The sequence below is a fragment of the Mycobacteroides sp. H001 genome (assembly GCF_001440005.1).
In the GTDB taxonomy this organism is placed as follows: Bacteria; Actinomycetota; Actinomycetes; order Mycobacteriales; family Mycobacteriaceae; genus Mycobacterium; species Mycobacterium gwanakae.
The window spans coordinates 39,485-66,098 of record NZ_LJYH01000043.1; the positions used below are offsets into that span (position 1 = coordinate 39,485).

At 65.2% G+C, this 26,614-nt stretch carries 21 protein-coding genes; 6 read left to right on the forward strand and 15 right to left on the reverse strand.

The features are described 5' to 3' along the window. Nucleotides 1-22: 22 nt before the first annotated feature. From AOT83_RS21000 to AOT83_RS21010, 3 genes are all read left to right on the forward strand, one after another. Nucleotides 23-1,372, forward strand: coding sequence for an AarF/UbiB family protein (locus tag AOT83_RS21000; RefSeq protein ID WP_030096966.1), 1,350 nt, complete (start codon nt 23-25; stop codon nt 1,370-1,372). A 56-nt stretch (nt 1,373-1,428) separates the two neighbouring features. Then, complete coding sequence (locus AOT83_RS21005; RefSeq protein WP_030096965.1) at nt 1,429-2,760, forward strand: AarF/UbiB family protein; 1,332 nt, start codon at nt 1,429-1,431, stop codon at nt 2,758-2,760. Nucleotides 2,761-2,822: 62 nt separating this feature from the next. Beyond that, nucleotides 2,823-4,172 carry an AarF/UbiB family protein gene (locus AOT83_RS21010; RefSeq protein WP_030096964.1) on the forward strand — a complete coding sequence of 450 codons (1,350 nt, stop codon included), beginning with the start codon at nt 2,823-2,825 and terminating at the stop codon, nt 4,170-4,172. Nucleotides 4,173-4,239: 67 nt separating this feature from the next. Here AOT83_RS21010 and AOT83_RS21015 read toward each other — a convergent pair whose 3' ends face one another. The 4 genes from AOT83_RS21015 to AOT83_RS21030 all read right to left on the reverse strand — a co-directional run bounded on the left by AOT83_RS21015 (nt 4,240) and on the right by AOT83_RS21030 (nt 8,008). Further along, nucleotides 4,240-4,524, reverse strand: coding sequence for a WhiB family transcriptional regulator (locus tag AOT83_RS21015; protein WP_030096963.1), 285 nt, complete (start codon nt 4,522-4,524; stop codon nt 4,240-4,242). Nucleotides 4,525-4,694: 170 nt separating this feature from the next. Continuing rightward, nucleotides 4,695-4,892, reverse strand: coding sequence for a hypothetical protein (locus AOT83_RS21020; protein WP_057964409.1), 198 nt, complete (start codon nt 4,890-4,892; stop codon nt 4,695-4,697). 166 nt (nt 4,893-5,058) lie between these two features. Beyond that, complete coding sequence (locus AOT83_RS21025) at nt 5,059-5,883, reverse strand: dienelactone hydrolase family protein (protein ID WP_030096961.1); 825 nt, start codon at nt 5,881-5,883, stop codon at nt 5,059-5,061. A gap of 55 nt (nt 5,884-5,938) precedes the next feature. After that, on the reverse strand, nt 5,939-8,008 hold the full coding sequence (locus tag AOT83_RS21030; protein WP_030096960.1) for an ATP-dependent DNA helicase UvrD2: 2,070 nt from the start codon (nt 8,006-8,008) through the stop codon (nt 5,939-5,941). Nucleotides 8,009-8,106: 98 nt separating this feature from the next. Here AOT83_RS21030 and AOT83_RS21035 point away from each other — a divergent pair, with 98 nt between their 5' ends. Beyond that, nucleotides 8,107-8,379 carry a mycoredoxin gene (locus tag AOT83_RS21035; RefSeq protein WP_057964410.1) on the forward strand — a complete coding sequence of 91 codons (273 nt, stop codon included), beginning with the start codon at nt 8,107-8,109 and terminating at the stop codon, nt 8,377-8,379. An 18-nt stretch (nt 8,380-8,397) separates the two neighbouring features. Here AOT83_RS21035 and nudC read toward each other — a convergent pair whose 3' ends face one another. The 4 genes from nudC to AOT83_RS21055 all read right to left on the reverse strand — a co-directional run bounded on the left by nudC (nt 8,398) and on the right by AOT83_RS21055 (nt 16,878). Then, complete coding sequence (gene nudC, locus AOT83_RS21040) at nt 8,398-9,303, reverse strand: NAD(+) diphosphatase (RefSeq protein ID WP_030096958.1); 906 nt, start codon at nt 9,301-9,303, stop codon at nt 8,398-8,400. Nucleotide 9,304: 1 nt separating this feature from the next. Continuing rightward, nucleotides 9,305-10,390, reverse strand: coding sequence for a potassium channel protein (locus tag AOT83_RS21045; RefSeq protein ID WP_030096957.1), 1,086 nt, complete (start codon nt 10,388-10,390; stop codon nt 9,305-9,307). Between the two features lie 72 nt (nt 10,391-10,462). Next, nucleotides 10,463-13,705: an ATP-dependent DNA helicase gene (locus AOT83_RS21050; protein WP_057964411.1), complete on the reverse strand. Its 3,243-nt coding sequence runs from the start codon at nt 13,703-13,705 to the stop codon at nt 10,463-10,465. Next, nucleotides 13,702-16,878: an ATP-dependent DNA helicase gene (locus AOT83_RS21055; protein WP_057964412.1), complete on the reverse strand. Its 3,177-nt coding sequence runs from the start codon at nt 16,876-16,878 to the stop codon at nt 13,702-13,704. The genes AOT83_RS21050 and AOT83_RS21055 overlap by 4 nt, the downstream gene beginning before the upstream one ends. Nucleotides 16,879-16,968: 90 nt before the next feature. On the opposite strand from AOT83_RS21055, the gene AOT83_RS21060 reads away from it, so the two are divergent. Together AOT83_RS21060 and AOT83_RS21065 are read left to right on the forward strand one after the other, a co-directional pair. Next, nucleotides 16,969-17,751, forward strand: coding sequence for an alpha/beta hydrolase (locus AOT83_RS21060; protein ID WP_030096954.1), 783 nt, complete (start codon nt 16,969-16,971; stop codon nt 17,749-17,751). A 2-nt stretch (nt 17,752-17,753) separates the two neighbouring features. Then, nucleotides 17,754-18,050 carry an MGMT family protein gene (locus AOT83_RS21065; protein WP_005056371.1) on the forward strand — a complete coding sequence of 99 codons (297 nt, stop codon included), beginning with the start codon at nt 17,754-17,756 and terminating at the stop codon, nt 18,048-18,050. On the opposite strand, the gene AOT83_RS21070 is transcribed toward AOT83_RS21065, so the two are convergent. The 7 genes from AOT83_RS21070 to moeZ all read right to left on the reverse strand — a co-directional run bounded on the left by AOT83_RS21070 (nt 18,024) and on the right by moeZ (nt 26,596). Next, nucleotides 18,024-18,752 (reverse strand): sirohydrochlorin chelatase, encoded by a 729-nt coding sequence (locus AOT83_RS21070; RefSeq protein ID WP_057964413.1) that lies wholly within the window; start codon nt 18,750-18,752, stop codon nt 18,024-18,026. The genes AOT83_RS21065 and AOT83_RS21070 overlap by 27 nt on opposite strands. After that, nucleotides 18,745-19,899: a uroporphyrinogen-III synthase gene (locus AOT83_RS21075; protein ID WP_030096952.1), complete on the reverse strand. Its 1,155-nt coding sequence runs from the start codon at nt 19,897-19,899 to the stop codon at nt 18,745-18,747. The genes AOT83_RS21070 and AOT83_RS21075 overlap by 8 nt, the downstream gene beginning before the upstream one ends. Then, nucleotides 19,889-20,242: a nitrite reductase small subunit NirD gene (nirD, locus tag AOT83_RS21080; RefSeq protein WP_030096951.1), complete on the reverse strand. Its 354-nt coding sequence runs from the start codon at nt 20,240-20,242 to the stop codon at nt 19,889-19,891. Before nirD ends, AOT83_RS21075 begins: the two co-directional genes overlap by 11 nt. Before the next feature lie 121 nt (nt 20,243-20,363). Further along, nucleotides 20,364-22,877 carry a nitrite reductase large subunit NirB gene (gene nirB, locus AOT83_RS21085; RefSeq protein WP_057964414.1) on the reverse strand — a complete coding sequence of 838 codons (2,514 nt, stop codon included), beginning with the start codon at nt 22,875-22,877 and terminating at the stop codon, nt 20,364-20,366. Between the two features lie 5 nt (nt 22,878-22,882). After that, nucleotides 22,883-24,328: a nitrate/nitrite transporter gene (locus AOT83_RS21090; RefSeq protein ID WP_030096949.1), complete on the reverse strand. Its 1,446-nt coding sequence runs from the start codon at nt 24,326-24,328 to the stop codon at nt 22,883-22,885. Nucleotides 24,329-24,464: 136 nt separating this feature from the next. Next, a complete protein-coding gene (locus AOT83_RS21095) occupies nt 24,465-25,319 on the reverse strand; it encodes a TIGR02569 family protein (RefSeq protein WP_030096948.1) in 855 nt (284 codons plus the stop codon). Between the two features lie 110 nt (nt 25,320-25,429). Continuing rightward, on the reverse strand, nt 25,430-26,596 hold the full coding sequence (gene moeZ / locus AOT83_RS21100) for an adenylyltransferase/sulfurtransferase MoeZ (RefSeq protein WP_196325715.1): 1,167 nt from the start codon (nt 26,594-26,596) through the stop codon (nt 25,430-25,432). Nucleotides 26,597-26,614: the final 18 nt, after the last annotated feature.

Consider the following 26,614-nt stretch of genomic DNA (forward strand, 5'->3'; position numbering starts at 1 on the left):
CACGACCGGGCATGATGTGCACATGGCAGAGATCCGTCGTGGCCGCGCCGCACGCGCCGCAAAACTCGCATCGCTTCCGGCCGGTATCGCGGGCCGTGCCGCGCTCGGTGTGGGTAAACGGATCGCCGGGAAATCCAAAGACGAAGTGAACGCCGAACTCGTCGAGAAGGCTGCCGAGCAGCTGTTCCAGGTTCTCGGCGAGCTCAAGGGCGCGGCCATGAAGATCGGCCAGATGCTCTCGGTGATGGAGGCCGCGATTCCCCCCGAATTCGGGGAGCCGTACCGCGAGGCGCTGACCAAGCTGCAAAGCGATGCCCCACCGCTGCCCGCCGACAAGGTCCACCGCGTGCTGGACGCACAGCTGGGCACCAAGTGGCGCGAACGTTTCCAGTCCTTCGACGACAAGCCCGTCGCCTCGGCCAGCATCGGCCAGGTACACAAGGCCGTCTGGAAGGACGGCCGGACCGTCGCGGTCAAGGTGCAGTACCCCGGCGCCGACGAAGCCGTCCGCTCGGACCTCAAGACCATTCAGCGTCTGTCTTCCTTGTTCAAGCAGGTGGCTCCGGGTGCCGATATCAAGGCCATCGTCGACGAACTCATCGAGCGCACCGAGGAAGAACTCGACTACCGCATCGAAGCCACCAATCAGCGCACCTTCGTGAAGGCCTTCAAGGACGACCCCGAGTTCTACGTCCCCTCGGTCGTGGCCTCGTCCCCCAAGGTGATCATCACCGAGTGGATGCAGGGCCGGAAGCTCTCCGAAATCATCGCCAAGGGCACCGAAGAGGAACGCAGCAAGTGCGCGCATTTCCTCCTCGAATTCAGCATCAGCTCGCCGTACCGGTGTGGACTGCTGCACGCAGACACCCACCCCGGAAACTTCATGCTGCTCGAAGACGGCCGGTTCGGAATCATGGACTTCGGCGCCTGCGCCGCGCACGAGGGTGGTCTGCCCGCGGGCTTCGGTCCGATCCTGCGCCTGGCCCGCGACGAGAAGTGGGAAGAGCTCACCGAGGTACTCCGTTCGGAGGGCTTCATCCCGCCGAGCGCAACCTCCGTATCTCACGAAGAGGTCAACTCCTACCTTGAGCCGTACATCGAGCCACTCAACCACGAGACCTTCCACTTCAGCCGCAAGTGGCTGCAGCGGCTCACCGCCAAGGCCACCGATTTCCGCAGCCAGGAGTTCCTCGAGTCGTTCAAGACCAGCCGGCAGATGAACTTGCCGCCGAATTACCTGATGTTCTTCCGGGTCCTTGGCGGCCTGATCGGTATCGCCGCACAGCTCGATGCCCCGGTCGACTACGCCGCCATCATCGACAAGTGGGTTCCAGGGTTCCACGAGGACAGCAAGGCTCCGGCCGCCACGTAAGCGAGATGGAAAACCTGCGTTGTCAGACTCTCGCCGCCCCCGGCATGATGTAACGCATGGCTGAGATCCGTCGTGGCCGCGCCGCGCGCGCTGCAAAACTGGCATCCCTACCGGCAGGCATCGCCGGTCGAGCCGCGCTGGGCGTCGGAAAACGTTTGACCGGCAAGTCCAAGGACGAAGTCAACGCCGAGATGATGGAGAAGGCTGCCGAACAGCTGTTCCAGGTTCTCGGCGAGCTCAAGGGCGCGGCCATGAAACTCGGGCAGGCCCTTTCCGTTTTCGAGGCCGCCATCCCGCCGGCCTTTGCCGAACCCTTCCGCGAGGCGCTGACCAAGCTGCAAAGCGATGCCCCACCGCTGCCCGCCGACAAGGTCCACCGGGTCCTAGACGCACAGCTGGGCACCAAGTGGCGCGAACGTTTCCAGTCCTTCGACGACAAGCCCGTCGCCTCGGCCAGCATCGGCCAGGTACACAAGGCCGTCTGGAGCGACGGGCGCGTTGTCGCGGTCAAGGTGCAGTACCCCGGTGCGGACGAAGCCGTGCGCTCAGATCTGAAAACCATGCAACGGTTGTCATCGCTGTTCAAACAGATCGTGCCCGGAGCAGACGTCAAAAGCATCATCGACGAACTGATCGAGCGCACCGAGGAAGAACTCGACTACCGCATCGAGGCAACCAATCAGCGGGCCTTCGCGAAGGCCTTCAAAGGCGACCCCGAGTTCTATGTGTCACCAGTCGTGGCCTCGGCGCCCAAGGTCGTCATCAGCGAATGGATGCAGGGCCGCAAGCTCTCCGAAATCATCAGCAGCGGAACCGAAGACGAACGCAACGAGTGCGGCCGCCTGCTGCTGAAGTTCACGGTCAGCTCCCCGTACCGATGCGGACTGCTGCACGCAGACACCCACCCCGGAAACTTCATGCTGCTGCCCGACGGGCGCCTCGGCGTCATGGACTTCGGTGCCGTCGCCACCCATGAGGGCGGGTTCCCTCCGAACCTGGGCCCCATCTGGCGTCTGGAGCGCGACGGGATCTGGGATGAGCTCATCCCCCTCATGCGCGAGGAGGGATTCATCCCACCGCGCACCGAGGTCTCACCGGAGGAGATCGACGAGTACCTCAAGCCGTTCATCGATCCGCTCAAGTCCGATGAGTTCCACTTCAGCCGCAAGTGGATGCAGCGGGTCGCCGCCAAATCCAGTGATCTGCGTGGGGCGCAGTTCCAGACCGGCCGGCACCTGGATCTGCCGCCCGTCTATCTCATGATGTTCCGCGTTCTCGGCAGCCTGTCGGGCATTTTGGCCCAGCTCGACGCGACGGTCCCGTACGCGCAGATCATCGGCGACTGGGTTCCCGGTTTCCGCGAGGATGAGCCCGTTGCCGCCAGCTAGCAACAGCTAGCATTCCGTGAAGACGTGGGGCAACGACGCCACACTGAAGGATGTGAGGTGACATGGCAGATATTCGCCGCGGCGGGCTCAGCCGAATGACCAAACTGGCAAGCCTGCCCGCAGGTATGGCCGGTCGCGCGGTCATCGGGGTGGGCAAACGATTGACCGGAACCTCGGCCGATGAGGTCAATGCCGAACTCCTGGAGAAGGCCGCCGACGAACTGTTCAACGTGCTCGGCGAGCTCAAGGGCGGCGCCATGAAGGTCGGCCAGGCCCTGTCGGTGATGGAGGCGGCGATACCGCCGCAGTTCGCCGATCCGTTCCGTGAGGCTCTGGTCAAACTGCAGAGCGAGGCGCCGCCGCTGCCCGCGGCCAAGGTACATCGGGTGCTCGACGCACAGCTGGGTACTAAGTGGCGCGACCGATTCCAGTCCTTCGACGACACGCCCGTCGCCTCGGCCAGCATCGGCCAGGTGCACAAGGGGATTTGGAAGGACGGCCGCGAGGTGGCCGTCAAGATCCAGTACCCGGGCGCCGATGATGCGCTGCGCGCCGATCTCAAGCTGATCCAGCGGATGACACCACTGGCCAAACAGATTGCGCCCAAAGCAGATATCGACAGGCTGGTGGCCGAGATCAGCGACCGCATCGAGGCCGAACTGGACTACCGCCAGGAGGCGTCCAACCAGCGTGCATTCGCGAAGGCCTTCGCCGAAGATCCGAAGTTCTTCGTCCCGGCGGTGGTCGCGAGCGCACCCAAGGTGATCATCGCCGAGTGGATGGAGGGGCGGCGGCTCTCGAAGATCATCTCCGAGGGCACCCGCGAGGAACGGGACTCCGCCGGCGCCTTGATGCTCGAATTCACGGTCAAGTCACCGGAAAAGGTGGGCTTGGTGCACGCCGACCCACATCCGGGCAACTTCATGCTGTTGCCCGATGGGCGTTTCGGCATCATCGATTTCGGCGCGGTCTCCGAGCACCCCGGCGGCATTCCGCCCGAATTCGGCGAGGTGCTGTGCTGGGCCCGAGATGAGCAGTGGGAGCAGGTGATCCGGCTCATCAAGCAGCTCGGATTCATGCCACCGGAGGTCCAGCTGTCCGGGGATCAGGTAATGGACTACATCCGGCCGCTGTGGCCCTATGTCGATCCGCTGCGCTCCGGTGAATTCCATTTCACGCGTGAATGGTTCCAGCAAGCCGCGGTGGCGTCGACCGACCTCCTGGACGAGGGATTCACCGAACGATTCAAGCTGGCACGTCAGATGACGGTGCCGCCGGGTTACGTCATGCTGCTGCGCACACTCGGCGGAATGATCGGGGTTCTGGTGCAGCTCGGCGCGCACGTGAACTACGCGGCGATCGCCGAGGAATGGATGCCGGGGTTCTTCGAACCGAACGCGAAAACGCCCTGATAACAATGCTCCCCACCGCCACATGGCGATGGGGAGCATTGGTTGTCGAGGCCCACAACATGCCGGGTCATGCCGCGGCGGGATCTGCGGCCGGCAGCGGGTTCTTGCGCGGGCGTCCACGCGGACGCTTACGCGCCACGATGGCACCCTGCTCCAGGATCTCGCCACCCCACACGCCCCAGGGCTCCGCGCGATCCAGCGCCGCAGCCAGGCACTGCGACCGGATCGGGCAGTCCGCGCACAGCGTCTTAGCCCGCTCCAGGTCCGCCGGGCTTTCCGCGAACCACAGGTCCGCATCCGCGACGTGGCACGGTAGCGCGAGTCTTCGGGCCTCCACTTCGACGGTCATCATGTGTCCGTTCACCTGCTTCCTCTTCGGTTCCTCGTAAAACTGCTGGTCTCGTATCGGTGTCTTATCGATCGAGATCCGGAACCACGTCTGAGGTTTTGGGGCTCAAACAAAAGTGGCCACGGATCCCGGTGGTGTCGGGTCCGTGGCCTGGGAGGCGGTTGAGGGGCTACCTAGATGTATCCCCTATTCACGGACGCGACATTCGCGGCGGCGGCGCGGTGCTTAATGCCGACGGCCGACATGCTCTGAGCCGCCGGCTTGGCAGCGGCGGCATGCGTCAGGAGCGACGGCGGAGCGAGCGGCGATACGACAAAGGCACCATGGGCATCACGCCACAAGGTGTCGCCGTAATTGGTGGGTGTGTTCATCGCTCCTCCTTCCGTCTACTCACTCGTGAACAGGTCTGGTCTGGAATCCTCGCGAATTCCTGAAGCCCAGAGTAAAAGGTCATCTATTGGTTGACAAGTTATTTTTGACCTGCGGCGATACTTCAAAACCAGTTTTTCCGAACTGGCATCTTTTCCAGATCTCCGGTTACACAGATGTCAGTAGCCGGGAACGGAACAGATCCAATACCTGATCCAGTGCCGCGCGCGTGGGCTGCCCCGGCTCGTCGATGAGATGTTCGGTGACCACCGAATGCGCCGGCATCGGCGAATTGGGGTTGGCCACGTCGCCGGGCAATTCGATGGCGACAAACGCATCCCCCAGCTCATCTCTGAGGAACTGGAATCGCTCGGCAGGCACCAGCTTGTCGGAGGTGAAGCGCATACCGAGCACCGTGAGCCCGTCGTGCTGACAGCGATGCTTAACCTTCTGCAGGTCCTCCGGAGAAATATCGATGTTGTAGCGATGCGACTTGGTAAGCCCGGCCGGCAGCGATGGCTGCGACAGCACGGGGGCCAACAGCCTGTCATCGGCCGCCATGGCCAGCGCGTATCCCCCGGTGAAACACATACCGATGGCGCCCACCCCGGGACCGCCGTTGCGCTCGTGCTCGTTCTGCGCGAGTGCCCGCAACCACGCCACCACCGGGGAGCTCTTTCCGGTGGCCAGGACCGTGAATTCGCGGCTCACGCAGCCGCGGAACATCGAGGACGCCATATAGGTCGCGGTACGCAACCACCCCTCTTCCCGAGGGTCCGTGTTCTGTCCGGGATTCCCAAACAGGTGCGGCATGACGGCGGTGCAGCCGATGTCGGCCACCTTGCGTGCGAAGTTGGCGACCTTCGGGGTGATTCCCGGCATCTCGGCGATGACGATCACCGCCGGTCCACTGCCCTTTCTCAACACGATCTTGGTTTCACCCTCGTGTGTGAAGGTGCCTGCTTCGAAATCGCGGAGGTCATCGTCGGCCATGGGGCGAGCCTAGGACGAGATCGCGCTGCGCGCTAGACACGTGTTGAACAAGGAACTACGAGGCTCTGGCACGGACCAAACGCAGTACATCGGGACCGTACTGCTCCAGCTTGCGCGCACCTATTCCGGGAATGGCCACCAAGGCGGCGTCATCCCCCGGAAGAAGCTCGGCGATGGCGATCAAGGTGTTGTCGGTGAACACCACGAACGCGGGCACCTTCATCTCCTTGGCCGTCTTGAGCCGCCAATCCTTGAGCGCGACAAGGAGTTCCTCATCGATATCGGATGGGCAACTCTCGCAACGCCGGAGCATTACCGCCGCCGGAGTGCTGAGCGCGGCATTGCAGATTCGGCAGCGCGCACCGCTGCCCCGACGCCTCGGCGTAGCAGCGGCCGGGAGTTGCGCGGTGGGGGCGATTCCGTTGAGAAACCGCGAATGCTTGCGGGACTTGCGGCCACCGGCCGCGCGCGCGAGCGCCCAGCTCAGGTTCAGATGCACACGCGCACGGGTGATCCCGACGTACAGCAGCCGCCGCTCCTCTTCGACCGGTTCGATATCGCCGGCACGCGACAGGGCATGCGAGATGGGCAGGGTGCCGTCGGCCAGCCCCACCAGGAACACCGCATCCCATTCCAGGCCCTTGGCCGCGTGCAGCGAGGCAAGCGTCACGCCTTGCACGGTCGGTGGGTGACGCGCCTCGGCCCGCACCCGCAGTTCGCGCACGAGCCCCGGCAGATCCAGCTCCGGCAGGCGGACGCATTCTTCCTCGGCGAGTTCGACGAGCGCACGCAGTGATTCCCACCGCTCACGCGCTTGGGCACCGTGCGGCTCCTCGGCCGACAAACCCAGCGGCTCCAGAATCTCCCGAACCTGTTGCGGCACAGGAGTGTCTGCATGCTCTCGCTCCGCCGCACGCTGCAGCGCCACCAGCGCCTGCCGCACCTCCTGGCGTGTGAAGAACCCTTCACCACCACGCACCTGGAACGGAATGCCCGCCTCGGTGAGCGCCTCCTCATATACCTCTGACTGCGCGTTGATCCGGTACAGCACCGCGATTTCCGATGCCGGGGTTCCAGATTCCAACAGTGTCGCAATCGATTTCGCCACGGACTTCGCCTCGGCGGCCTCGTCGTCGTGTTCGGAGAATCTGGGGGTCGGCCCTTCGGCCCGTTGACCGATAAGTTGCAGCTTGCTGCCCGCCACCCGTCCTTGCGCTGCGGCTATCAACCGGTTGGCCAGCGAAACCACTTGCGGGGTCGAGCGATAGTCACGCTCAAGACGGACCACTGTCGCTTCGGGAAATCTGCGGGAAAAGCCCAGCAGATACTGTGGGGTGGCGCCGGTGAACGAATAGATGGTCTGGTTGGCATCACCCACAACGGTCAGGTCGTCGCGGGGGCCCAGCCACGCGTCGAGCACCCGCTGCTGCAGTGGGGTGACGTCCTGGTATTCGTCGACCACGAAACAGCGATAGCGATCCCGGAACTCGTCGGCCACCGATGCGGAGTTCTCGATGGCTGCCGCGGTGTGCAGCAGCAGGTCATCGAAATCAAGCAGGGTTGATCCGTCGGGTCGGGCCTTGAGCTTCTCGTAACCGGCGTAAACCTTCGCGACCTGCTCGGCGGGCACCGGCGTATCCCGCGCGAACTTGGCGGCGGCCGCCGGATAGGCCTCGGGGCTGATCAAAGAGGCCTTGGCCCACTCGATTTCACCGGCAAGGTCGCGCACGGTGTCGGTGCTGGTGCTCAGCTTGGCGCGGTTGGCGGCCTGGGCCACGATGGTGAACTTGCTGTCGATGAGCTCCCAGCGTGTATCGCCGACCAGCTGCGGCCAGAAGTAGCGGAGCTGCCGCAGACCGGCGGCGTGGAACGTGACGGCCTGAGCCGATCCCACGCCCAAGTCGCGTAACCGCCCGCGCATCTCCCCTGCCGCCCGCTGGGTGAAGGTGACCGCGAGGATCTGACCGGGAGCGACATGCCCGGATTCGACCAGGTGAGCGATGCGATGGGTGATGGTGCGGGTCTTACCGGTGCCCGCTCCGGCGAGCACGCAGACGGGACCGCGCGGCGCGGTGACGGCGGCACGCTGCTCATCGTCGAGACCATCGAGGAGAGAACGCGCCACCCGGCCATCTTCGCAGCAACCGCCGACAAAACCGGTCGCTGACCCCGTTCTCGGCGTTGAGACATCTCACATACCCCGGAGGAACACCCACCAGGGGTATGACGTTGAATGCGGATGTGACTACAGCGAGCGACTCCAGCCTCATCATGTACAGCACCACCTGGTGCGGATATTGCCGTCGGCTCGAGACGCAGCTGAAGGCTGCGGGCATCGACTACACCAAGATCGATATCGAGCAGGACCCGGCCGCGGCCGACTATGTCGCCAACGTCAACGGCGGAAACCAGACGGTGCCGACCGTGAAGTTCCCTGATGGCAGCGCGTTGACCAATCCGTCGCTGTCCCAGGTGAAGGCCAAGCTCGGCGTCTAAACGCAGGGCCCGTTTGATTTAGGCGTAAGCCCAGGATTCGACGATCTCCCGGGCGATGGAAATCGACCCGGGCAACATCAGGCGCGAGTCGGACGCGGTGGTCCAATCCCCTGCTTCCAGTGCAGCGCGTACCTCATCGCGTGTAAACCACTCTGCTTCGGCGATTTCACCGTCGTTGAACGAGAAGGGCTGCGATGGATCGCCCACGGCGTGGAAACCCAGCATGATCGATCGTGGAAAAGGCCACGGCTGGCTGCCCAGGTACTGCACATCCGTGACGGTCAGACCCACTTCCTCGGCGATCTCGCGGGCCACACACGCCTCCAGCGACTCGCCCGCCTCGACGAACCCCGCCAGCAGCGAGAACATCCGCTCCGGCCAGAACTTCTGACGGCCAAGTACGGCGCGGTCACCGCCGTCGTGCACCAGGCAGATGACAGCAGGGTCGGTGCGCGGAAATTCTTCCTGGCCGGTCGACGAATTCACCCGGACCCAACCGCCCTTGGCCGGAGTGGTCGGCGATCCATCAACGGGGCTGTAACCGGCACTGTCGTGCCAGGCCAGCATCGCCATCGCGGTGGCCAGCAGGGCCGCACTGGTGTCGTCGAACAATTGTCCGGAGCGGCGCAAATCCAGCAGGGGCGCACTGTCGTCGTCGAGTTCGGCGCGGACCGCCCACACATGACGGCCGCCCGGGATGCGCCCGAGGAACACCGCATGCTCCGGCGGCACATCGCCGACGCGTGCCGCGTCTTCGAGAACCACCTGCCCGTCGACAATGTTCACCCGGCCCCGCACGTCCAGAGTGATCAGTCCCGCCTCGCCCCAACCCTTTGCCAATTCCTCAGGGTTGGAACGCAGCTCGTCGGCCCGATCGAGCCCGACGCGTGACAGCAGGGGGATGTTGCGAAGACGGAAAGTCATGTCATGCTCCGGCGTTGCGGACGTAGAGCAGGCGGTCGGAGGCCTCGATGGAATCGACCTCTGGCGCATCCACCCGGTGCAGGGTGCCGTCGCGCACCACACCCAAGACGATGTCCGAGAGATGACGCGGCGAGCCGCCTACCTCGCTGCGCTCCACCTCGCGTTCGGCGATCGCGAACCCTGCCTCCGGGGTCAGCAGGTCCTCGATCATCTCGACGACGCGCGGTGTCGAGGTGGCGATGCCGAGCAGCCGTCCCGCCGTTTCCGAGGAGACCACCACCGAGTCGGCGCCCGACTGGCGCAGCAGGTGCACGTTCTCTGCCTCGCGGATCGCGGCGACGATCTTGGCGTTGGGCGCCAACTCACGTGCGGTGAGCGTGACCAGCACCGAGGTGTCGTCCCGGTTGGCGGCCACGATGATCGACTTGGCGTTTTGCACACCGGCGAGCCGCAACACGTCCGACTTGGTAGCGCTGCCACGCACCGTCACCAGGTCTGCGGCAGCCGCCGAATCCAGGGCCATCTGGTCTTCGTCAACGACCACGATCTCGGCCGGGGTAGCGCCATCGGAGAGCATCGCCTGGACGGCGGTCTTTCCCTTGGTGCCGTATCCGACGACAACGGTGTGGTTGCGCACGCGGGACCTCCATCGCTGGATCTTGAGTGCTTGACGCGAACGTTCGGTGAGCGCTTCCACTGTGGTGCCGACCAGAACGATCAGGAACAGCAGCCGCAGCGGCGTGATCACGAGAATGTTCACCAGCCGCGCGCCCTCGGTGTACGGGGTGATGTCGCCGTAGCCGGTGGTGGAGAGCGAGACGGTCGCGTAATAGAAGCAATCGAGGAAGCTGAGCGGATCGCTTTCCTCCGGGGTGGATGCAACATCGCGGTAGCCGCTGCGATCGGCGTACACCACGAGCACCGCGGCGAAGAGCGTGCCGACCGCGATGAGGATTCGTTTTCCGATGGCGAGCCATGGGCTGGCGGCATTCTGCGGGATACGCAGGACGCCGACGAGAGCATGGTCTGGCTGTGCGGTCAGCGCCTGGTCGATGCCACGGAACCGCTGGCGAAACTTACCGGCCATATGCCGATCGCGTCCGAGTCACCGGTTGCACGGGTGTCAATCTACTCACATGGCGCCCGTCATTCGCGTTGGCTAGCGACTTGGCGCCGAAGTTGCCTCCGAAGTCAGCTTCGCGAGTTCGGTTGCCTGGGGCAGCTCGGGCAGTTCGGCGGGCGCCACCGTGCGCCCCGTCCGCACGTAGTGGAACACCGCGCTCACCCGCGCCGGATCGATGTTCTGCAACGCCGCCCAGGCGTGCCGGTACGCCGCCAGCTGCAGGGCTGCGGCTTCCATCTCGGTACCTGACGGCTCATGCCCGGTCTTCCAGTCCACCACTGTCCAGTTTCCCTCTGCGCTGTTGTCGGGTCCGAACACCGCGTCGATCCGGCCGCGGACGGCGGTCCCGGCGACAGAGATCTCGAACGGCACCTCGATATCGACGGGCGTTCGATCCGCCCATTCCGAGGCGAGGAAGGCCGACTGCAGGGCCGCGAGATCCTCGGCGTCTTCGAACTCCCCGTAGCCGTCGCCCGGCAGATCTTCGAAATCGATGAGACGTACCGCTCCGTAGTGACGCTGCACCCAGGAGTGGAAGGCGGTGCCGCGCCGGGCTTCGAGGTCCGGACGTGTGGGACGCGGGCGGGCAAGCCTGCGCGCGAGCGCCTGCGGATCCTGACGCAGCTCGACCAGACTGGTCACCGAAAGATGCTGAGGAAGAGTCCGTTCCGGACGACGATGGGCCTGCTCTCGTTCGCGCAATAGAGCGTCGACATCGGCGGCCCAGCCGTCGGGATCCTCATCCTCGGCCGGCGCGGCGGTATCGGCGAGTGCCTCGCGCACCAGCTGCGCCCCTGCTTCGATGTCGCCGCGCCTGCCCGCCAGCGGGTCGGCGGGCCATTGCGCCTCAACGGTCTGATCGAGCATGGGGTTGCGCTCGCCGGCCGCAGGCGCGGGGGCCCATTCCTCGACAATTCCGCACGGGATGCCCTGGGTGATCGCGTCTTCGATGACATCGCGCAGCTCGACCAGAAAATCGGACGGCCCCTTGGGTTTGAGTCCGGTCTGGCCCCAGTGGTGTCCGGAGACGAAGAGTTGCTCGGCCGACCTGGTGACCGCCACGTACAGCAGTCGGCGTTCCTCGTCGATCCGGCGAGTGGCCAGGCTGTCCTTGTGTCGCGCGATGGCGTCGGAGAGCTGTTTGCGGTTCGTGATGCCCTCGGTGTCCAGCTGCGGAACCCCGAAACGATCTCCCAGGGTGGCGCGGTCACCGCGCACCAATGGCGGCAGCTCGATGGCACTTGTCAGCCAGGTCGGCGCAGCCACACCCGAGGGAAACACCCCGGCACTCAGATGCGGAACCGCTACCACGTCCCATTCCAAACCCTTGGCCGAATGCACGGTCAGAATCTGTACCCTGCCCGGGCTACTCGCGACTTCCACTGGCGCGAAGCCTTTTTCGACCTCCCATGCCGCATCCAGGTATTGCAGGAACGCGGCGATCACGCTCACCGGGTCGCTCTGGTCGGCAGCCTCGGCGAATCCGGCGGCCACATCGGTGAATGCGCGCAGCTGGTCCAGGCCGCCGCTGCGTTGTCCCGCGATGAGCTCGACATCCAGCGCCAACACTCGCTGCACCTCGCAGATCAGGTCGGTGAGCGGCATACCGAGCCGGGTGCGCAATGCGGTCAGTTCCCGCCGCAAGGCCGTCAGGCGCGTCCAGCCCTCCACCGAATACTGTTCGGGTGCACCGGGATCGCTGATGGCATCGGCCAGACACGGTATGTCGGCATTCTCCCCTGCCATGTCGGAGCCGGCGCGACCAAACCCCATCGCCCGCCGCCACAACACGGCCAGGTCGTGAGCGCCAAGGCGCCATCGCGGGCCGGTCAACACCCGCAGGGCAGCCGGACCCGCGGTCGGATCCGCGACAAGACGGAGCATCGCCACGGTGTCTGCGACCTCAGGAAGACCGAGTAGACCCGTCAATCCGACCACTTCGACCGGAACACCGTGCGCAGCAAGGACCTCAGCCATGGGGGCGGCATCGCTGTTGCGGCGGACCAGCACCGCCGACGACGGCGGACGGTTCCCGCCGCGACGTGCCTCCTGGTACACAGAGGCCAGTTTTGTTGCGACCCATTCTCGTTCGGCGACGATATCGCCGAAGAGCGCGCAGGCGATGTTGCCGGAGGTAGCGTCCGGGCGGGGGCGCAGCGGCCGTACCGCCACCGAGCGCCGTCGCGCTTCCTCGGACACGGCGTTGGCCAGGTGCAGAGCCTCCGGCGGGTTACGCCAACTGGTGCGCAACTCCCGTGTGGGCGCCGGTGATCCGTCCGGCAGCGGGAAATCGGTGGTGAATCGGGGCAGGTTGGTCGCCGAGGCGCCCCGCCAGCCATAGATGGACTGGATGGGGTCACCCACCGCCGTCAACGCCAGCTCGGGATCGACGCCGCGCCCGAACAACGACGACAACAGGATGCGCTGAGCATGCCCGGTGTCCTGGTACTCATCGAGAAGCACTACCCGATAACGATCTCGCTGGGTCTGTCCGACGATGGGGTGTTCGGCGGCTAGACGGGCCGACAGCGACATCTGTGCTCCGAAATCGAGGACACCGCGGGCACGCATCTGCTCCATCAGCTGGACGACGATCGCAACGAGCTGCGTTCGTTCATGCTGTGTCTCGATCAGACGCAGCAGCCAGGCGCTTGGGCGGCCCTCCCGCTGGTACGGGCCCGGAGGCAGAGTGTGAATCAGCTGTTCCAGCTCATCGTGCGAGGAGAGCAGATCGGTGGTGTCCACCAGATGTTCGGACAGCTGACCGGCCAGCGCGAGCACCTGAGCGGTGACCGCGCCGGGCGTCTTCTCCGTGTCCAAATCCCCATCGAAGTCGCAGACCATCCGGAACGCCAGCTGCCACAACTGCGTTTCCGTCAGCAGCCGCGCGTTGGGCTCCATGGGCAACAGCAATCCATGCTCGCGCAGCAGGTTTCCCGCATAGGCGTGGTACGTGGCGATCACCGGATCGGGCTCGTCGGCCCTGACGGGAGCCATGATCCCGCTTCCCGCTAGCCGGGCCAGTCGCGATCTGACCCGGCGCAACAACTGGCCCGCCGCCTTGCGTGTGAAGGTCAACCCAAGCACTTGGCCAGGGGTGGCATAGCCGTTGGCCACCAACCACACCACCCGCGCGGCCATAGTCTCGGTCTTACCCGCCCCAGCACCCGCGATGACCACCATCGGGCCAGGTGGCGCGCCGATGACGGCGGCCTGCTCGTCGGTGGGCTCGAAAAGCCCTAAAGCCCTGGATAGTTCGGAAGGAGAGTAGGTGCTCACGACTGGCACACCGCCTGCCCTTCTGCCTGTGCGGGGCAGCATGCGCGTAGCGGGCAGTGCCCGCATCCATCATTGACCCGGGCGATGAACAGCGGCCCCTTCGTGTTGGCCGCGGCGGTGTGGATGGTGTCACGCCAGGCCTGCTGAGCGGCAGGCGTCAACGGATCCTGATGGCGTTGAGTGGCCCCGACATCGAGGTTCGGTTTCGCGACGTACACCAATCGGCCACCACCGGGCTCACCCGCGGGTTGTCCGGCGATGAGACCTTCGGCAGCGGCGACCTGGTAGGTGGCGAGCTGGGCGTGCTGTTGCGCGTCGTCCTTGGTGGCGGGGCTCTTACCGGTCTTGATATCGATGACGACGGCGCGTCCCTCGGCGTCACGTTCCAACCGGTCGATGCGACCGACCAGCCGCACCTGCGGGTGATCGGCGTGCATGAGCACTCCGTCGACGCCGATCTCTCGACCGACTTCGGTGAGTTCACCGCGCGTCGACATACGCCACGCGGAGAAGGCCTCCAGTAGTTCATGATGCCTGCGCAGCTCGTTACGAGCATACCACTGCGACTCGAATGACATTGACTCCCAAGCCTTGTCGAGCTTGCGGTACATGGCCTCGTTATCCGCGGGATGCTCACCGACGAGCGCATGCACCAATGTTCCGAGCGCACGGCGCGGATCGGTCAGATCCGTGCCGCCATGCCGTTCCAGCAGCCAGCGCAGCGGGCAGGCCATCAGCGTCTCGACGTTGGACGGTGACATGCGGACCGGGCCGTCCTCGGCGTGCCACAGGGGATCCTCGCTACTGACATCGGCGAGCCCGTACCAAGACCCGGGGTCTGCGCCGGAAACACCGGCGTCCGCGAGGCGAGCCAGCTGACGCGCCGCCGCGCGACGACCGGCATCGCTCACGGTACCCGCAGATGCGGTGACGACGGCCCGCAGTTCGCCGACGAGACTAGCGGTGGTCAAGGTCCGGGACTCCGGCACTCCCGCGCGATATTCCGGCATCACCCATTGCGGATGCGCGACCATGAGCTCGGTGAGAAAACGGGAGGCCATCGCGGAACCGCCGCCCACATCGGCATTCTCGTTGTCGACGGCCGTGACAAGAACGCGGCGAGCCGCCCTGCCCACTGCCAGCAGCAGCAGCCGACGCTCCTCAGCGAGTGCCACCGCCGCCCCGTCGACATACGCGGCGTGGTCAATGCCCGCCAGCACATCCATCAGCTCCTGGGTGCGCAGCACCCCGCCCCGTGGCGCGGTGTTGGGCCACAGCCCTTCTTGCACACCGGGGATCGCGACCACATCCCACTGCCGGCCCACGGCAGCGTGTGCACTGACGATGGAGACCGCGTCGGGCTCACCCGCCGTGCGCTGACCCGCGAGCGCCAACGACCGGATGTGGTCGATCAATCCCGTCACTCCGATGCCTGGTGTGCGCGCCACATGTTCGGATGCCAGGTCGAACAGTGCGGACACCGCATCGAGGTCCCGGTCTGCTTGCGCGCCCAGTGGACCTCCACGTTGCGACAGCCCGTCCCAACGGCGTTGCAGACCCGATCGGATCCAGGCCGCCCACAGCACATCGAGGACGCCTGCATCGGACGTGATGGCCTCGCGCACAGCGGCGATCACCGCACGCACGCGCCGCAGTGGTGCGGCCTGGATATCGGTGAGCGCCCTGAGGCGCGTGTCTTCGGCATCCACCAGAACCGAACGCAATAGCGCAGCGCTGTTCGCATCCCCTCCCGCAGCTTCCTCGGCCCGCAACAGTTGGCGGCGTAACCGCCTGAGCGCTACCGGATCCACGCGCCCGATCGGGCCGGTCACCAATGTCACCGCATCCTCGTCGTTCAGACTGCCTTGCGCACAGGACACCGCCAGCAGCAGCGCATGTACGGCTGGAACAGCGGCCACCGGACCGTCGTAGGACTCCGCGTGCACCGGGACGCCGGCCGACTGCAGAGCGCGGCGCAGAGCCGCGCCACTGCGCGGCACCGACCTGACGACGACCGCCATCTGAGACCACGGCACCCCATCGATCAAGTGGGAGCGTCGCAGCAGGTCGACAACCAGAGATGCCTCCGCGGTTTCGGTGGGCACGGCGGCAAGACGCACGGCAGCCCCCGGAGCACTCTCCGCCCCCTCGATCACGCGGGCGGGCGAGCTTCCCGGCAGCCGTCTCGCCACCGTGTTCGCAAGTTCGGCGACCGGCGCCGCGCAGCGAAATGAACTGTGAAGTTCGATGGTCGTGGCCCCGTCGTCGGCGCCGGTCTGCAACAGCCGGGCGTCGGCCCCGCGGAATCCGAACACGGTTTGATTGGGGTCACCGGTGCACACCGACAGCGCGGCACCCCCCGCCAGCAGTCGCACCAACAGCGCCGCTTGCGGATCAAGATGCTGGGAATCGTCCACGAGAAGAAGGCCGATCCGATCGCGTTCGGCGGCAAGGATTCCCGGATCGACAGCGAAGATTTCCAGCGCCGATCCGACCAACTCGGCGGCGCCGAGTGCGGGCACCGTGGCCTGCGGAGCCGCCATCCCCACCGAGGACCGCAGCAGCATGACCTCCTCATACTGTCGCGCAAGGTCGGCAACCGCGACCCACTCCGGTCGGTTGTGCCGCCGCCCGATAGCGCGAAGGTCTCTGGCGTCTACACCGCGCTCGGTGCACCGCGCCATGAAATCTCGAACACCGGTCGCGAACCCGGCCGTCGTCAGCGCGGGCCGCAGCGAGGCGGGCCAGGAGCCGCCATTGTCTTCAGCGTTGCCGCACAATAAGTCCCGCACAATGCTGTCCTGTTCGGCAGCGGTGATCAAACGCGGCGGCGGATTGCCCTGACGGGCCGCGTGGGCGGCAAGCATGGCGAAGGCATACGAGTGCACGGTGCGGACCATGGGTTCACGGATGGCGATGGTTCCGCGGCGCTCGAATACCGCCGCAGAGATCCGGCTGCGCAGCTCGACGCTAGCCCGGGTGGAACCGGTGAGCACGAGAATGGATTCCGGGCTCGCACCCGCGGCGGTCCGCGCCGCCACGATGTCTACCAGCAGGCTGGTCTTGCCGGTTCCGCTACCGCCGACCACGACGAACCGGCCTTGCCGGGCCGGGTCCAGCAGATCTGCCGCCGCGCCATCCCACGATCGGGGGGAGGTGGTCGGCGCCGGCATGTGCAGATCACAGCACGAGGGTCTGACAACCGGACCTGACCTGGGTGTCCCGCGCGGAGATCACCCGCGGATCGTGGCAGGATTCCGCGGGTGACACCGATGTTGAAGACCCACCGGTACGGCCCCGACGAACCCGTGCGTCTGGTGGCGTTGCACGGGCTCACCGGGCACGGCAAGCGCTGGGCGCCGCTTCTCGACGAGCACCTCCCCGATGTGCCCACCCTGACACTGGATCTACTGGGCCACGGGCGCTCCCCCGCACCCGCGCCATGGTCGCTGGAAGCGCATGCCGATGCGGTGGCCGCGGTGCTCGACGAAACGCAATCAGGGCCCATTGTGGTGGTGGCGCACTCATTCGGCGGCGCCACCGCGTTGCATTTGGCCGCACGCAGACCCGACCTCGTGAAGTCGCTCGTGCTGCTGGACCCGGCGATCGGACTGGACGGTGACTGGATGCGTCAGATCGCCGAGCAGATGGTGGCCTATCCGGATTACACCGACCGCGCCGAGGCAAAGTCGGACAAGGTCGCCGGAGCGTGGTCGGACGTACCGGACCACGTCATCGAGGCAGAACTGGATGAACACCTGATCCAACTGCCGAACGGCCGGTGGGGCTGGCGCATGCACCTGCCTGCCGTGGTCACCGCGTGGAGCGAGCTAGCACGCAATATCACCCTGCCGGACAACATCATTCGCGTTACCCTGTTGCGCGCCACCCGCACCTCACCGCCCTATGTCACCACCGGACTGCTGGATGCTCTTGCCGCCAAGCTTGGCGACCGGTTCGAGCTGGTAGACGTCGACTGCGACCATATGGTGTCCCAATCACGACCCACCGAAACCGCCGCCGCGATACGGTCACACCTGGAGTAAACATGGCGGCCGTCACCGAAGAACAAGTAGAGCTGGTGCGCTCGCTGGTCGCGTCGATACCGGCCGGTCGGGTGGCCACGTACGGCGATATCGCCGACGCGGCAGGCCTTTCCAGTGCACGAATCGTCGGATGGATCATGCGAACCGACTCGGCTGACCTGCCCTGGCATCGTGTCATCGGGGCAAGCGGTCGCCCCGCACCTCATATCCGCACCCGACAGCTCGAACTGTTGAGGGCCGAGGGCGTGCTGGCGGTGGACGGACGAATCGCGTTACGCGACGTCCGCCACGGCTTCTAGCGCACCCGGCACCGCCGCCGAAGCAAATCGGCGCACCAGCAGATTCACAATCTCGGGATGCACACCCAACGGCCGTGCGACACCATCGGCGCCGCACGCAGCCAGGCGCTCCTGAAACAGACCTTGCGCCAACAGATACGACGCGATGAAGACGCGCCGACCGGTCGCACGCGCTGCTGCGACCATGTCGGGCACCCGCGGTTCGCCCGTGGCGACATAGCCCACCCTGACAGGGCCGGTGTGATGCGCCAGCATGTTCGCCGCGGTGTGCACCTCATGGCGAGCCCGGGGATCGGAAGACCCTGCCGCCGCGAGCACCACCGCATCACCATGACGCCACCCGGCCTCGCGCAGCCGCTCGGCCATCACACTGGCCAGCACCGGATCGGGCCCCAATGTTTGGGTCACCGCGACATTGGGATGTCCACTCAGCTCAACATGCTGCGGAATATCTTGGTGCACATGGTATCCCGATGCCAGAAAGGCCGGAACCAAGACCGCGGGACCTTCGATCGTCGACAGCACCTCTGACGGGGTAGGACCCAGCACATCGACGAATGCGGTGCGCACCGCACCTATGCGCAGCGACACCGCCTCGGCGAGCGCCGCGATGTTCTCCACGCCAGCGGCCGAACGCGTTCCATGCGCGACCAAGACGTATTCAACAGCGGACGAGCCGCATGTGCGAAGACCGTCATCCATGGCATTCCCCAATCATGGTCGGATCGATTGCCAGCCGGTAACCGCGCTTGACCACTGTTTGAATCACTTTCGGCGCACCGAGCGCAGACCGCAGGCGCGTCATCGCCGTCTCAACCGCATGGGTGTCGTCTCCGCCGCCGGGCAGGACACCCAACAGATCTTCGCGAGACACCACCTGACCGGGACGCACCATCAGCCGTTTCATCAACGCCATTCCCGCCGGAGAGATCTGACGCGTCTCGCCGTCAACCGCAATCCCGCAGCTGCGCACACTCACAACATGCCCACCGGCATGGAAACGTGGTGCACGCCTAGGCAATTCATCAGCAACGTGCCGGGCCAACGCCCCCAGCCGCGCTCGTTCGGGTTGCGTTGTCTGCACACCCAGTACTTCCAGCGGCGCCGCGGTCACCGGGCCGACACACAGCGGCGCCACCCTGCCCCGCAGCGCGGACAGTAGCTCATCCAATCGCCCGGTTGCCTTGGCACGACCCAGCATTGATGCCACCGCGGGGGCGCTTGTGAAACTGATCCCGTCCAGCTCGGCATTGATGGCCATGGAGATCATGCGGTCCATCGGGCGCTGATCCTCCGGAGGTTCCCAGCGGTAAACCGGAACCCGAATCACCTGCGCACCAGCGATTGTCAGCGCTTCACAGAGATCCGCGATGGGTTCCCATTCGGTGGCGGCACCATGAAGCTGCACGGCGATACGCCGACCCTCGACACCCTCTTCCAGCAGCCGGTCCAGCACCTCCGCTGACGACTCGGACGCGGGTGACCACTCTTCGCGCAGCCCCGCTTGGCGAATCGCCCCAGTGGCTTTGGGTCCGCGAGCGACCAAACGCCCGGACTCCAACGCCGACTTGAGACCTTCAGCCACACCCCATTCGTCAGCGGCTTCGATCCAGCCACGGAACCCGATTCCGGTGGTGGCCACCGTGACGTCGGGCGGGTCGGCGATGACGAGCTCGGTGGCCTCACGCAACTCGGCGTCATCCGCGAGCGGGATGATCCGGATGGCCGCGGCATACACCACTGCAGCACCCCGGCGTTCCAGGAGCGCGATCAGTTCCTCCGACCGACGCGCAGCAGTGACACCGATGGTGAATCCGTCGAGCCGACGCTCTTGTTCGTTACGCGGCAACCGCGTTCCGGTGTCGGCTCCTGAGCATTCCGATTTCGACATTTCCATTGCTCACCCGCACCTCGAAGACTGGCAACCGGCGCGACGCATCATCGAGGCAACGCCCGTCTATTAGCGAGAAGACCTGCTTGAGCAGCGGCGAAGCCACCGTCGGCTCACCGCCACGGTCACCGGTCAAACCGCGCGACATGACGGCGGCATGACCGTATGGATCGATGTTACCGACCGCGTACAGCTCTCCGTTGGACAGCAGAAACAGTGCGGCCTGCACATCATCCGGAAGGAGTACCGCAGCACCCCGGCCAGGGGTGAGCGAGTCCACCGCACAGACCGTCGACCACACGTACTGGTATCGCCTCAGACGGGGGCGCGCGTCCAGAATTGTCATCTCCGGCCCTTCTTCTCGTCGTGTTGTGTCATGTCTACCCCTGTTGTGTTACCCGGGTATTACCGCCGCCGGTTCGCTACGTTGCGGACTCGGTGGCGGACCTGAATCCCGGGGTACCCAAGAGCACCGGAATCTTGCGCGGACCGCTGTCGTCGAATGCGATGGTGGAGTCGAGCTCTTCGGGCGCATTCACGAACGACACGAATCGGCGCAGCTTGTCCTCGTCGGCCAGGACGGCCGCCCATTCATCGGAATAGCCCTCAACGTGGCGGGCCATGGCGGCCTCGAGGTCATCGGCGATACCAAGCGAGTCCTCGCACACCACGGACCGGATGTGATCGAGGCCACCCTCGATCGCCTCCTGCCACGGCGCCGTGCGCTGCAGCCGATCCGCGGTGCGGATGTAGAACATCAGGTAACGGTCGATGTATTTGATCAGCGTCTCCGAATCCAGATCTCCGGCGAGCAGTTTGGCATGCGCCGGGGTGGCGCCACCGTTACCTCCGACATAGAGGTTCCAACCGTTCTCGGTGGCAATGACGCCAACGTCCTTGCCCCGGGCCTCGGCGCATTCGCGGGCACATCCAGACACGCCCATCTTGAGCTTGTGGGGGGAACGCAGCCCGCGATAACGCAATTCGAGTTCGACGGCCATGCCCACCGAATCCTGAACCCCGTACCGGCACCACGTCGAACCCACGCAACTCTTCACGGTGCGCAGGGACTTGCCGTAAGCCTGCCCAGATTCCATGCCGGCGTCGATGAGCCGCTTCCAGATCAGCGGGAGCTGTTCGACGCGAGCACCAAACAGATCGATGCGCTGACCACCGGTGATCTTGGTGTACAGCCCGAATTCCTTTGCTACTTCGCCGATGACGATGAGCTTCTCCGGAGTCACTTCGCCGCCCGGCAGACGCGGCACGACTGAATAGGTGCCGTTCTTCTGCATATTGGCCAGGAAGTGGTCGTTGGTGTCTTGCAGCGCGGCCTGCTCCCCTTCCAGAATGTGATCGCTGGACGTGGAGGCCAAGATGGACGCGACCGTGGGCTTGCAGATGTCGCAGCCGGTTCCCGTGCCGTGCTTGGCAATCAGCTCCGAGAAGGTCCGGATCCCCGTCACCTGCACCACCTGGAACAGCTCGGCGCGCGACTGTGCGAAATGCTCGCACAGCGCCTTAGACTGCTCGACACCCTGAGCGGCCAGGATCTGCTTAAGCATCGGAATGCAGCTACCGCAGGATGTTCCGGCGCATGTGGCCGCCTTAAGAGCCGGCACATCGGTGGCGCCCTCACAGATGGCACTGCAGATCGCACCCTTGGTCACCGCGTTGCACGAGCAGATCTGCGCGTCATCGGGCAGTGCGCCGACGCCGATCTCCGCACCCGAGGGCGCGATCAGTGCAGCCGGGTCTGCCGGCAATTCCCGGCCCAGCATAGGCCGCAGGGTGCCGTAGGCACTGGCATCACCAACGAGGATGCCGCCCAACAGGGTTCGTGCATCATCGGAGACCACAAGCTTGGCATAGGTGCCCTTGGTTGCGTCATTGAAGACGACCTCCAGGGCACCGTCGGAGGTACCGTGGGCATCGCCGAAACTGGCGACATCCACCCCGAGCAACTTGAGCTTGGTGGACAGATCGGCGCCCGGAAACTCGGAAGTGCCGCCAAGTAGCCGGTCCGCGACAATCTCTGCGGTGGTGTATCCGGGCGCGACGAGCCCATAGCAACGACCTTCGATGGCGGCTACTTCACCGATCGCATAGATGTGCAGATCGCTTGTCTGGCAACCGGCATCGGTGAAGATACCTCCGCGTTCGGCCAACTCAAGCCCGCATTCCCTGGCCAGCTCATCACGCGGCCGGATGCCCGCCGAGAACACCAGCACCGAGGCGTCGATCGTGGATCCGTCCGACAGCTGTACGGACAGCGTTCCGTCTTCTGCCTTCTCGATGGCCGCCGTGGACACACTGGTGTGCACCGTCAGTCCGAGGTCGGTGACCAACCGGGTGAGCAGGGCACCGCCACCCTCGTCGACCTGCAGGTGCATGAGGCGAGGATTGAGCTCCACGACGTGCGGGGCCAACCCCATGAGGCGCAACGCATTCGCGGCCTCCAAGCCGAGCAGGCCACCGCCGATGACGACACCCGCAGCACCCGGCGACTTGTCGGCGACGGCCTTGATGGCATCCAGATCATCCATGGTGCGGTAGACGAAGCAACCGTCGGCGTCGCCGCCGGGCACCGGGGGCACAAACGGGTATGAACCGGTGGCCATCACCAGTGCGTCATAGTCCAGGACGGTGCCGGCTTCGGTGGTGACCGTCTGCCCGGCCCGGTCGATGCCGACCACCCGGTCGCCGAGATGAAGAGTCACCATGGGGTCATCGGTATAGCTGTTTCCGGTGAGCGCCAGCGAGTCCCGGTCCCAGCTCTCGATGTACGAGGACAGCGCCACGCGGTCGTACGCGGCGTCGGATTCCTCGCCGAGGACGGTGACCTGCCACTGATCGGTGGCGTCACGCTCGCGAAGCACCTGGACAAATCGGTGGCCGACCATTCCGTGGCCGATGACGACGACTTTCTTGTTCATGACTTTCACACCGCCACTTCGTCTTTGGAATCGAGAACTACCGGCACCGGAACCCCCACCGGGCGCCGCACGTAGGCGTACCAGGTGACCGCCGCGCAGACCACGTAGAAGGCGAGGAACACCCAGAACGCCATGGTGGCCGACTTTGCGGCGCTGAGGTAGGAGGCACGCAGCACCAGGTTGATGGCCACACCACCGAGCGCGCCGATGGCTCCGGCCACACCGATCAAGGCACCGGACATGGTGCGCGACCAGGTTTCATCGAGCCCGGCGCTATGCGCCTTGGCGGCGAAGATCGACGGAATCATCTTGTACACCGAGCCATTACCGATTCCGGAGACGACGAACAGGACGATAAAGCCCACGACGTAGGCGGTCATGATGGCTCCGGAGGGCGCGCCGGCCGTGCGGTCGTCGATGGTTCCGGCGGACACCAAGATGCCCGCACCGAAGATCATCGCGACAAAGGCGTACAGCGAGATCTTGCCGCCACCCGTGCGGTCCGAAAGCCAGCCGCCGAACGGACGGGCCAGCGAGCCGAGCAGCGGCCCGATGAACGCGATCTGCGCGGCGTGCAGCGATGCCTGCGCCGCCGCCTGCGCCGGGGTCAGGCCGCTGTGAGCGAGCCCGGCAAGGAAGTTCAGCTGCAGCACCTGCCCGAACGCGAAGCTGAACCCGATGAAGGACCCAAAGGTGCCGATGTACAGGAAGGCGATGATCCACGAATCCCGGTACTTCATCACATTGATGAGCGAGCGGCCGTCGGTCTTCTGGTTCGCCAGGTTGTCCATGAACAGCGCCGCGCCCACGGCGGCGAAAGCGATCAGCACGAGGTAGATACCCGCCACCCAGTGCGGTGAACGGTTCCCGGCGGTGGCGATGACGAGCAGGCCGAGCACCTGAATCACCGGGACGCCGATGTTCCCGCCACCCGCGTTGAGGCCCAGCGCCCAGCCCTTGAACCGTTGCGGGTAAAAGGCATTGATGTTGGTCATCGAGGAGGCGAAGTTTCCACCACCGAATCCCGCGACCGCCGCCACGATCATGAAGGTGGTGTACGACGTTTCCGGGTGCGCCATGAAGTACAAGGTGAGTGAGGTCGGCACCGCCAGCACCAGGGCACTGAAGATGGTCCAGTTACGCCCGCCGAACCATGCGGTGGCGAAGGTGTACGGCAGCCGCAGCACGGCACCAACCAAGGTGGGCATGGCCACCAGGAAGAACTTTCCGGCCGCGTCGATGTGATAGACGTTCTGCGGCATAAACAGAACCATCACCGACCAGATGGACCAGACTGAGAATCCGACGTGTTCGGCGACCACCGACCAGATCAGGTTGCGCCGCGCCACTTTCGCACCGCCGTTTTCCCAGGCGGCGACATCCTCCGGATCCCAGTTCTCAATCCAGCGTCCGCGCCGTGCAATTGGGGCTGCTGCCGTGTTGTTCGCCATGCAAGCAAGGTAGAAAAATCTTGTTGCAGCGGCGCTGCTGGCGATGACCGAGCCATCACATCTCGCTCACATGAGTCTGTCATGTCGCGGTGAGGGCCCCCGAACGCGTCACATCCCGGCCCGAAAGTGATACGCGTTACAGCGTGAGCCGCACCAGAGCCGCGGTTCGCGCCAGCCCCGGGAAGGACTGTGCCGACGAACGGGGGTGCAGTGCGTGCACAGCCAGCCGGAAGATCAAGGCCCGCAACAGCATCTGCGGCCACTCCGGCAAGGTCGCCCAGCGTTCGATAAGACCGTCGTCCGCGTCGCCCCAGGACAGTGCGTCCACCACCGCGACACCTGCCGCCCAGGACGCGGGACGCCAGTAGGGGGTGATGTCGGTGATACCGGGCGCGGCCGCGCCCGCGAAAAGCACGGTGCCATACAAGTCGCCGTGGACCAGCTGCGGTGGACTCTTGGTGGGTCGCCGCAGACTCGCCAATTGGTTGATCAGATCGATGGATCGCTGGCCATCGGGCGAGCCGGGCGACACCCGGGCAGCAGAGGGCCAGGATTGCAGCGGCCGGTCTTCCCAGGCCGCACGATCGGCCGCGATGAACACATCGACATCGGCCCAGGGCGCCACGGGAGGCTGGGTCAAGAATCGGGGACGTTCCAGCTTGGAAGTGGCCTCATGGAGGCGCACCGACAGCGACACGACCTCGTCGTGCCTGGGCTCGGGCGCACCCGCAACGAATGTGTCCGCACGCCAACCCGATACGACATAGCGTCCGTCGGTGGAGCGAACCGGCCGGGCCAACCGCACCCCGTCGATGAACAGGGTGTCGCGCACCTTGGCGGACCACGCGGCACGCGCATGATCCGCTACCAGTGACAACACCACTTCACCGCAGCGCCAGCCACCCTCCCATGTCGGGCCTAGCTGGACTGGTTTGACGCCGCTGAGCCCGTAAGTCGCGAGCACGTGCTCGGGTGGGCGGTCCACAGTCACGCGGGATACGTTACCGCCTGCGATGAACTGGATTGTGTTCGCTCGGAGTTCGTGTCGGCAGTCACAGATGGGAAGTCCCGCAATACGTGGCTGTTGCTGGTTCCCATCGATCAGTACATGACCATGTCGGGGTCCACCTGTTTGGCCCAGGCCGCGATGCCGCCCTGGAGGTGTACCGCGTCCGCGAAACCCGCCTTCTTGACGGCCACAAGCGCCTCTGCCGACCGAATCCCCGTCTTGCAGTACAGCACGGCCTGACGGTCCTGCGGCAGCTTGGCAAGGCCGGCACCGGACTCCAGGGTCGACTTGGGCACCAGCTCGGCACCGTCGATGTGGACGATGTCCCATTCGACCGGCTCGCGCACGTCGATCAGCGCCACCTTCTTATCGGCGTCGAGCAATTCGCGCAGTTCACGGGGGGTAATTGTGGAATCTGCGACCGCAGCCGAGGCCTCGTCGCTGATCACGCCGCAGAACGCGTCGTAGTCGATGAGCTCGGTGATCTTCGGCGTGGCCGGATCCTTACGGATCTTGATGGTGCGATAAGTCATGTCGAGCGCGTCGTACACCATGAGCCGGCCGAGCAAGGAGTCACCGATCCCGGTGATCAGCTTGATGGCCTCGGTACCCATCACCGAGGCGATGGATGCGCACAGGATGCCCAGCACGCCGCCCTCCGCGCAGGACGGCACCATGCCCGGAGGCGGCGGCTCGGGGTACAAGTCGCGATAGTTCAAGCCGAGCCCGTCGGGCGCGTCCTCCCAGAAGACCGATACCTGCCCCTCGAAACGGTAGATCGAGCCCCACACGTAGGGCTTGTGTGCGAGCACCGCGGCGTCGTTCACCAGGTAGCGCGTCGCGAAGTTGTCGGTGCCATCCAGGATCAGGTCGTACTGCGAGAACAGGTTCACCGCGTTATCGGGTTCCAGGCGCAGCTCATGCAACCGCACCTCGACCAGCGGATTGATCTCCAGCACCGAGTCACGTGCACTCTGCGCCTTGGACCGGCCGATATCGGACTGGCCGTGGATGATCTGACGCTGCAGGTTGGACTCGTCGACAACGTCGAACTCGACGATGCCGATGGTGCCGACACCCGCGGCGGCCAGGTACAAGAGTGTCGGAGATCCGAGGCCGCCCGCACCGATGACGAGCACCTTGGCGTTCTTGAGACGCTTCTGCCCATCGACGCCCAGGTCAGGGATGATCAGATGCCGGCTGTACCGCGCGACTTCCTCGCGGGTCAGATCGGCGGCGGGACTTACCAACGGCGGCAATGTGGGCACCGTGACTCC

Bases quoted from the DNA above. Each gene is read 5' to 3' on its own strand.
- AOT83_RS21005 (WP_030096965.1), top strand. From the start codon at position 1,429: ATGGCTGAGATCCGTCGTGGCCGCGCCGCGCGCGCTGCAAAACTGGCA.
- AOT83_RS21000 (WP_030096966.1), top strand. From the start codon at position 23: ATGGCAGAGATCCGTCGTGGCCGCGCCGCACGCGCCGCAAAACTCGCA.
- AOT83_RS21055 (WP_057964412.1), bottom strand. From the start codon at position 16,878: ATGCCGGCGCCGACCACCTCCCCCCGATCGTGGGATGGCGCGGCGGCA.
- AOT83_RS21035 (WP_057964410.1), top strand. From the start codon at position 8,107: ATGACGTTGAATGCGGATGTGACTACAGCGAGCGACTCCAGCCTCATC.
- AOT83_RS21045 (WP_030096957.1), bottom strand. From the start codon at position 10,390: ATGGCCGGTAAGTTTCGCCAGCGGTTCCGTGGCATCGACCAGGCGCTG.
- AOT83_RS21015 (WP_030096963.1), bottom strand. From the start codon at position 4,524: ATGATGACCGTCGAAGTGGAGGCCCGAAGACTCGCGCTACCGTGCCAC.
- AOT83_RS21090 (WP_030096949.1), bottom strand. From the start codon at position 24,328: ATGGCGAACAACACGGCAGCAGCCCCAATTGCACGGCGCGGACGCTGG.
- AOT83_RS21010 (WP_030096964.1), top strand. From the start codon at position 2,823: ATGGCAGATATTCGCCGCGGCGGGCTCAGCCGAATGACCAAACTGGCA.
- AOT83_RS21065 (WP_005056371.1), top strand. From the start codon at position 17,754: ATGGCGGCCGTCACCGAAGAACAAGTAGAGCTGGTGCGCTCGCTGGTC.
- nudC (WP_030096958.1), bottom strand. From the start codon at position 9,303: ATGACTTTCCGTCTTCGCAACATCCCCCTGCTGTCACGCGTCGGGCTC.
- AOT83_RS21070 (WP_057964413.1), bottom strand. From the start codon at position 18,752: ATGGATGACGGTCTTCGCACATGCGGCTCGTCCGCTGTTGAATACGTC.
- nirB (WP_057964414.1), bottom strand. From the start codon at position 22,877: ATGAACAAGAAAGTCGTCGTCATCGGCCACGGAATGGTCGGCCACCGA.
- AOT83_RS21020 (WP_057964409.1), bottom strand. From the start codon at position 4,892: ATGAACACACCCACCAATTACGGCGACACCTTGTGGCGTGATGCCCAT.
- AOT83_RS21025 (WP_030096961.1), bottom strand. From the start codon at position 5,883: ATGGCCGACGATGACCTCCGCGATTTCGAAGCAGGCACCTTCACACAC.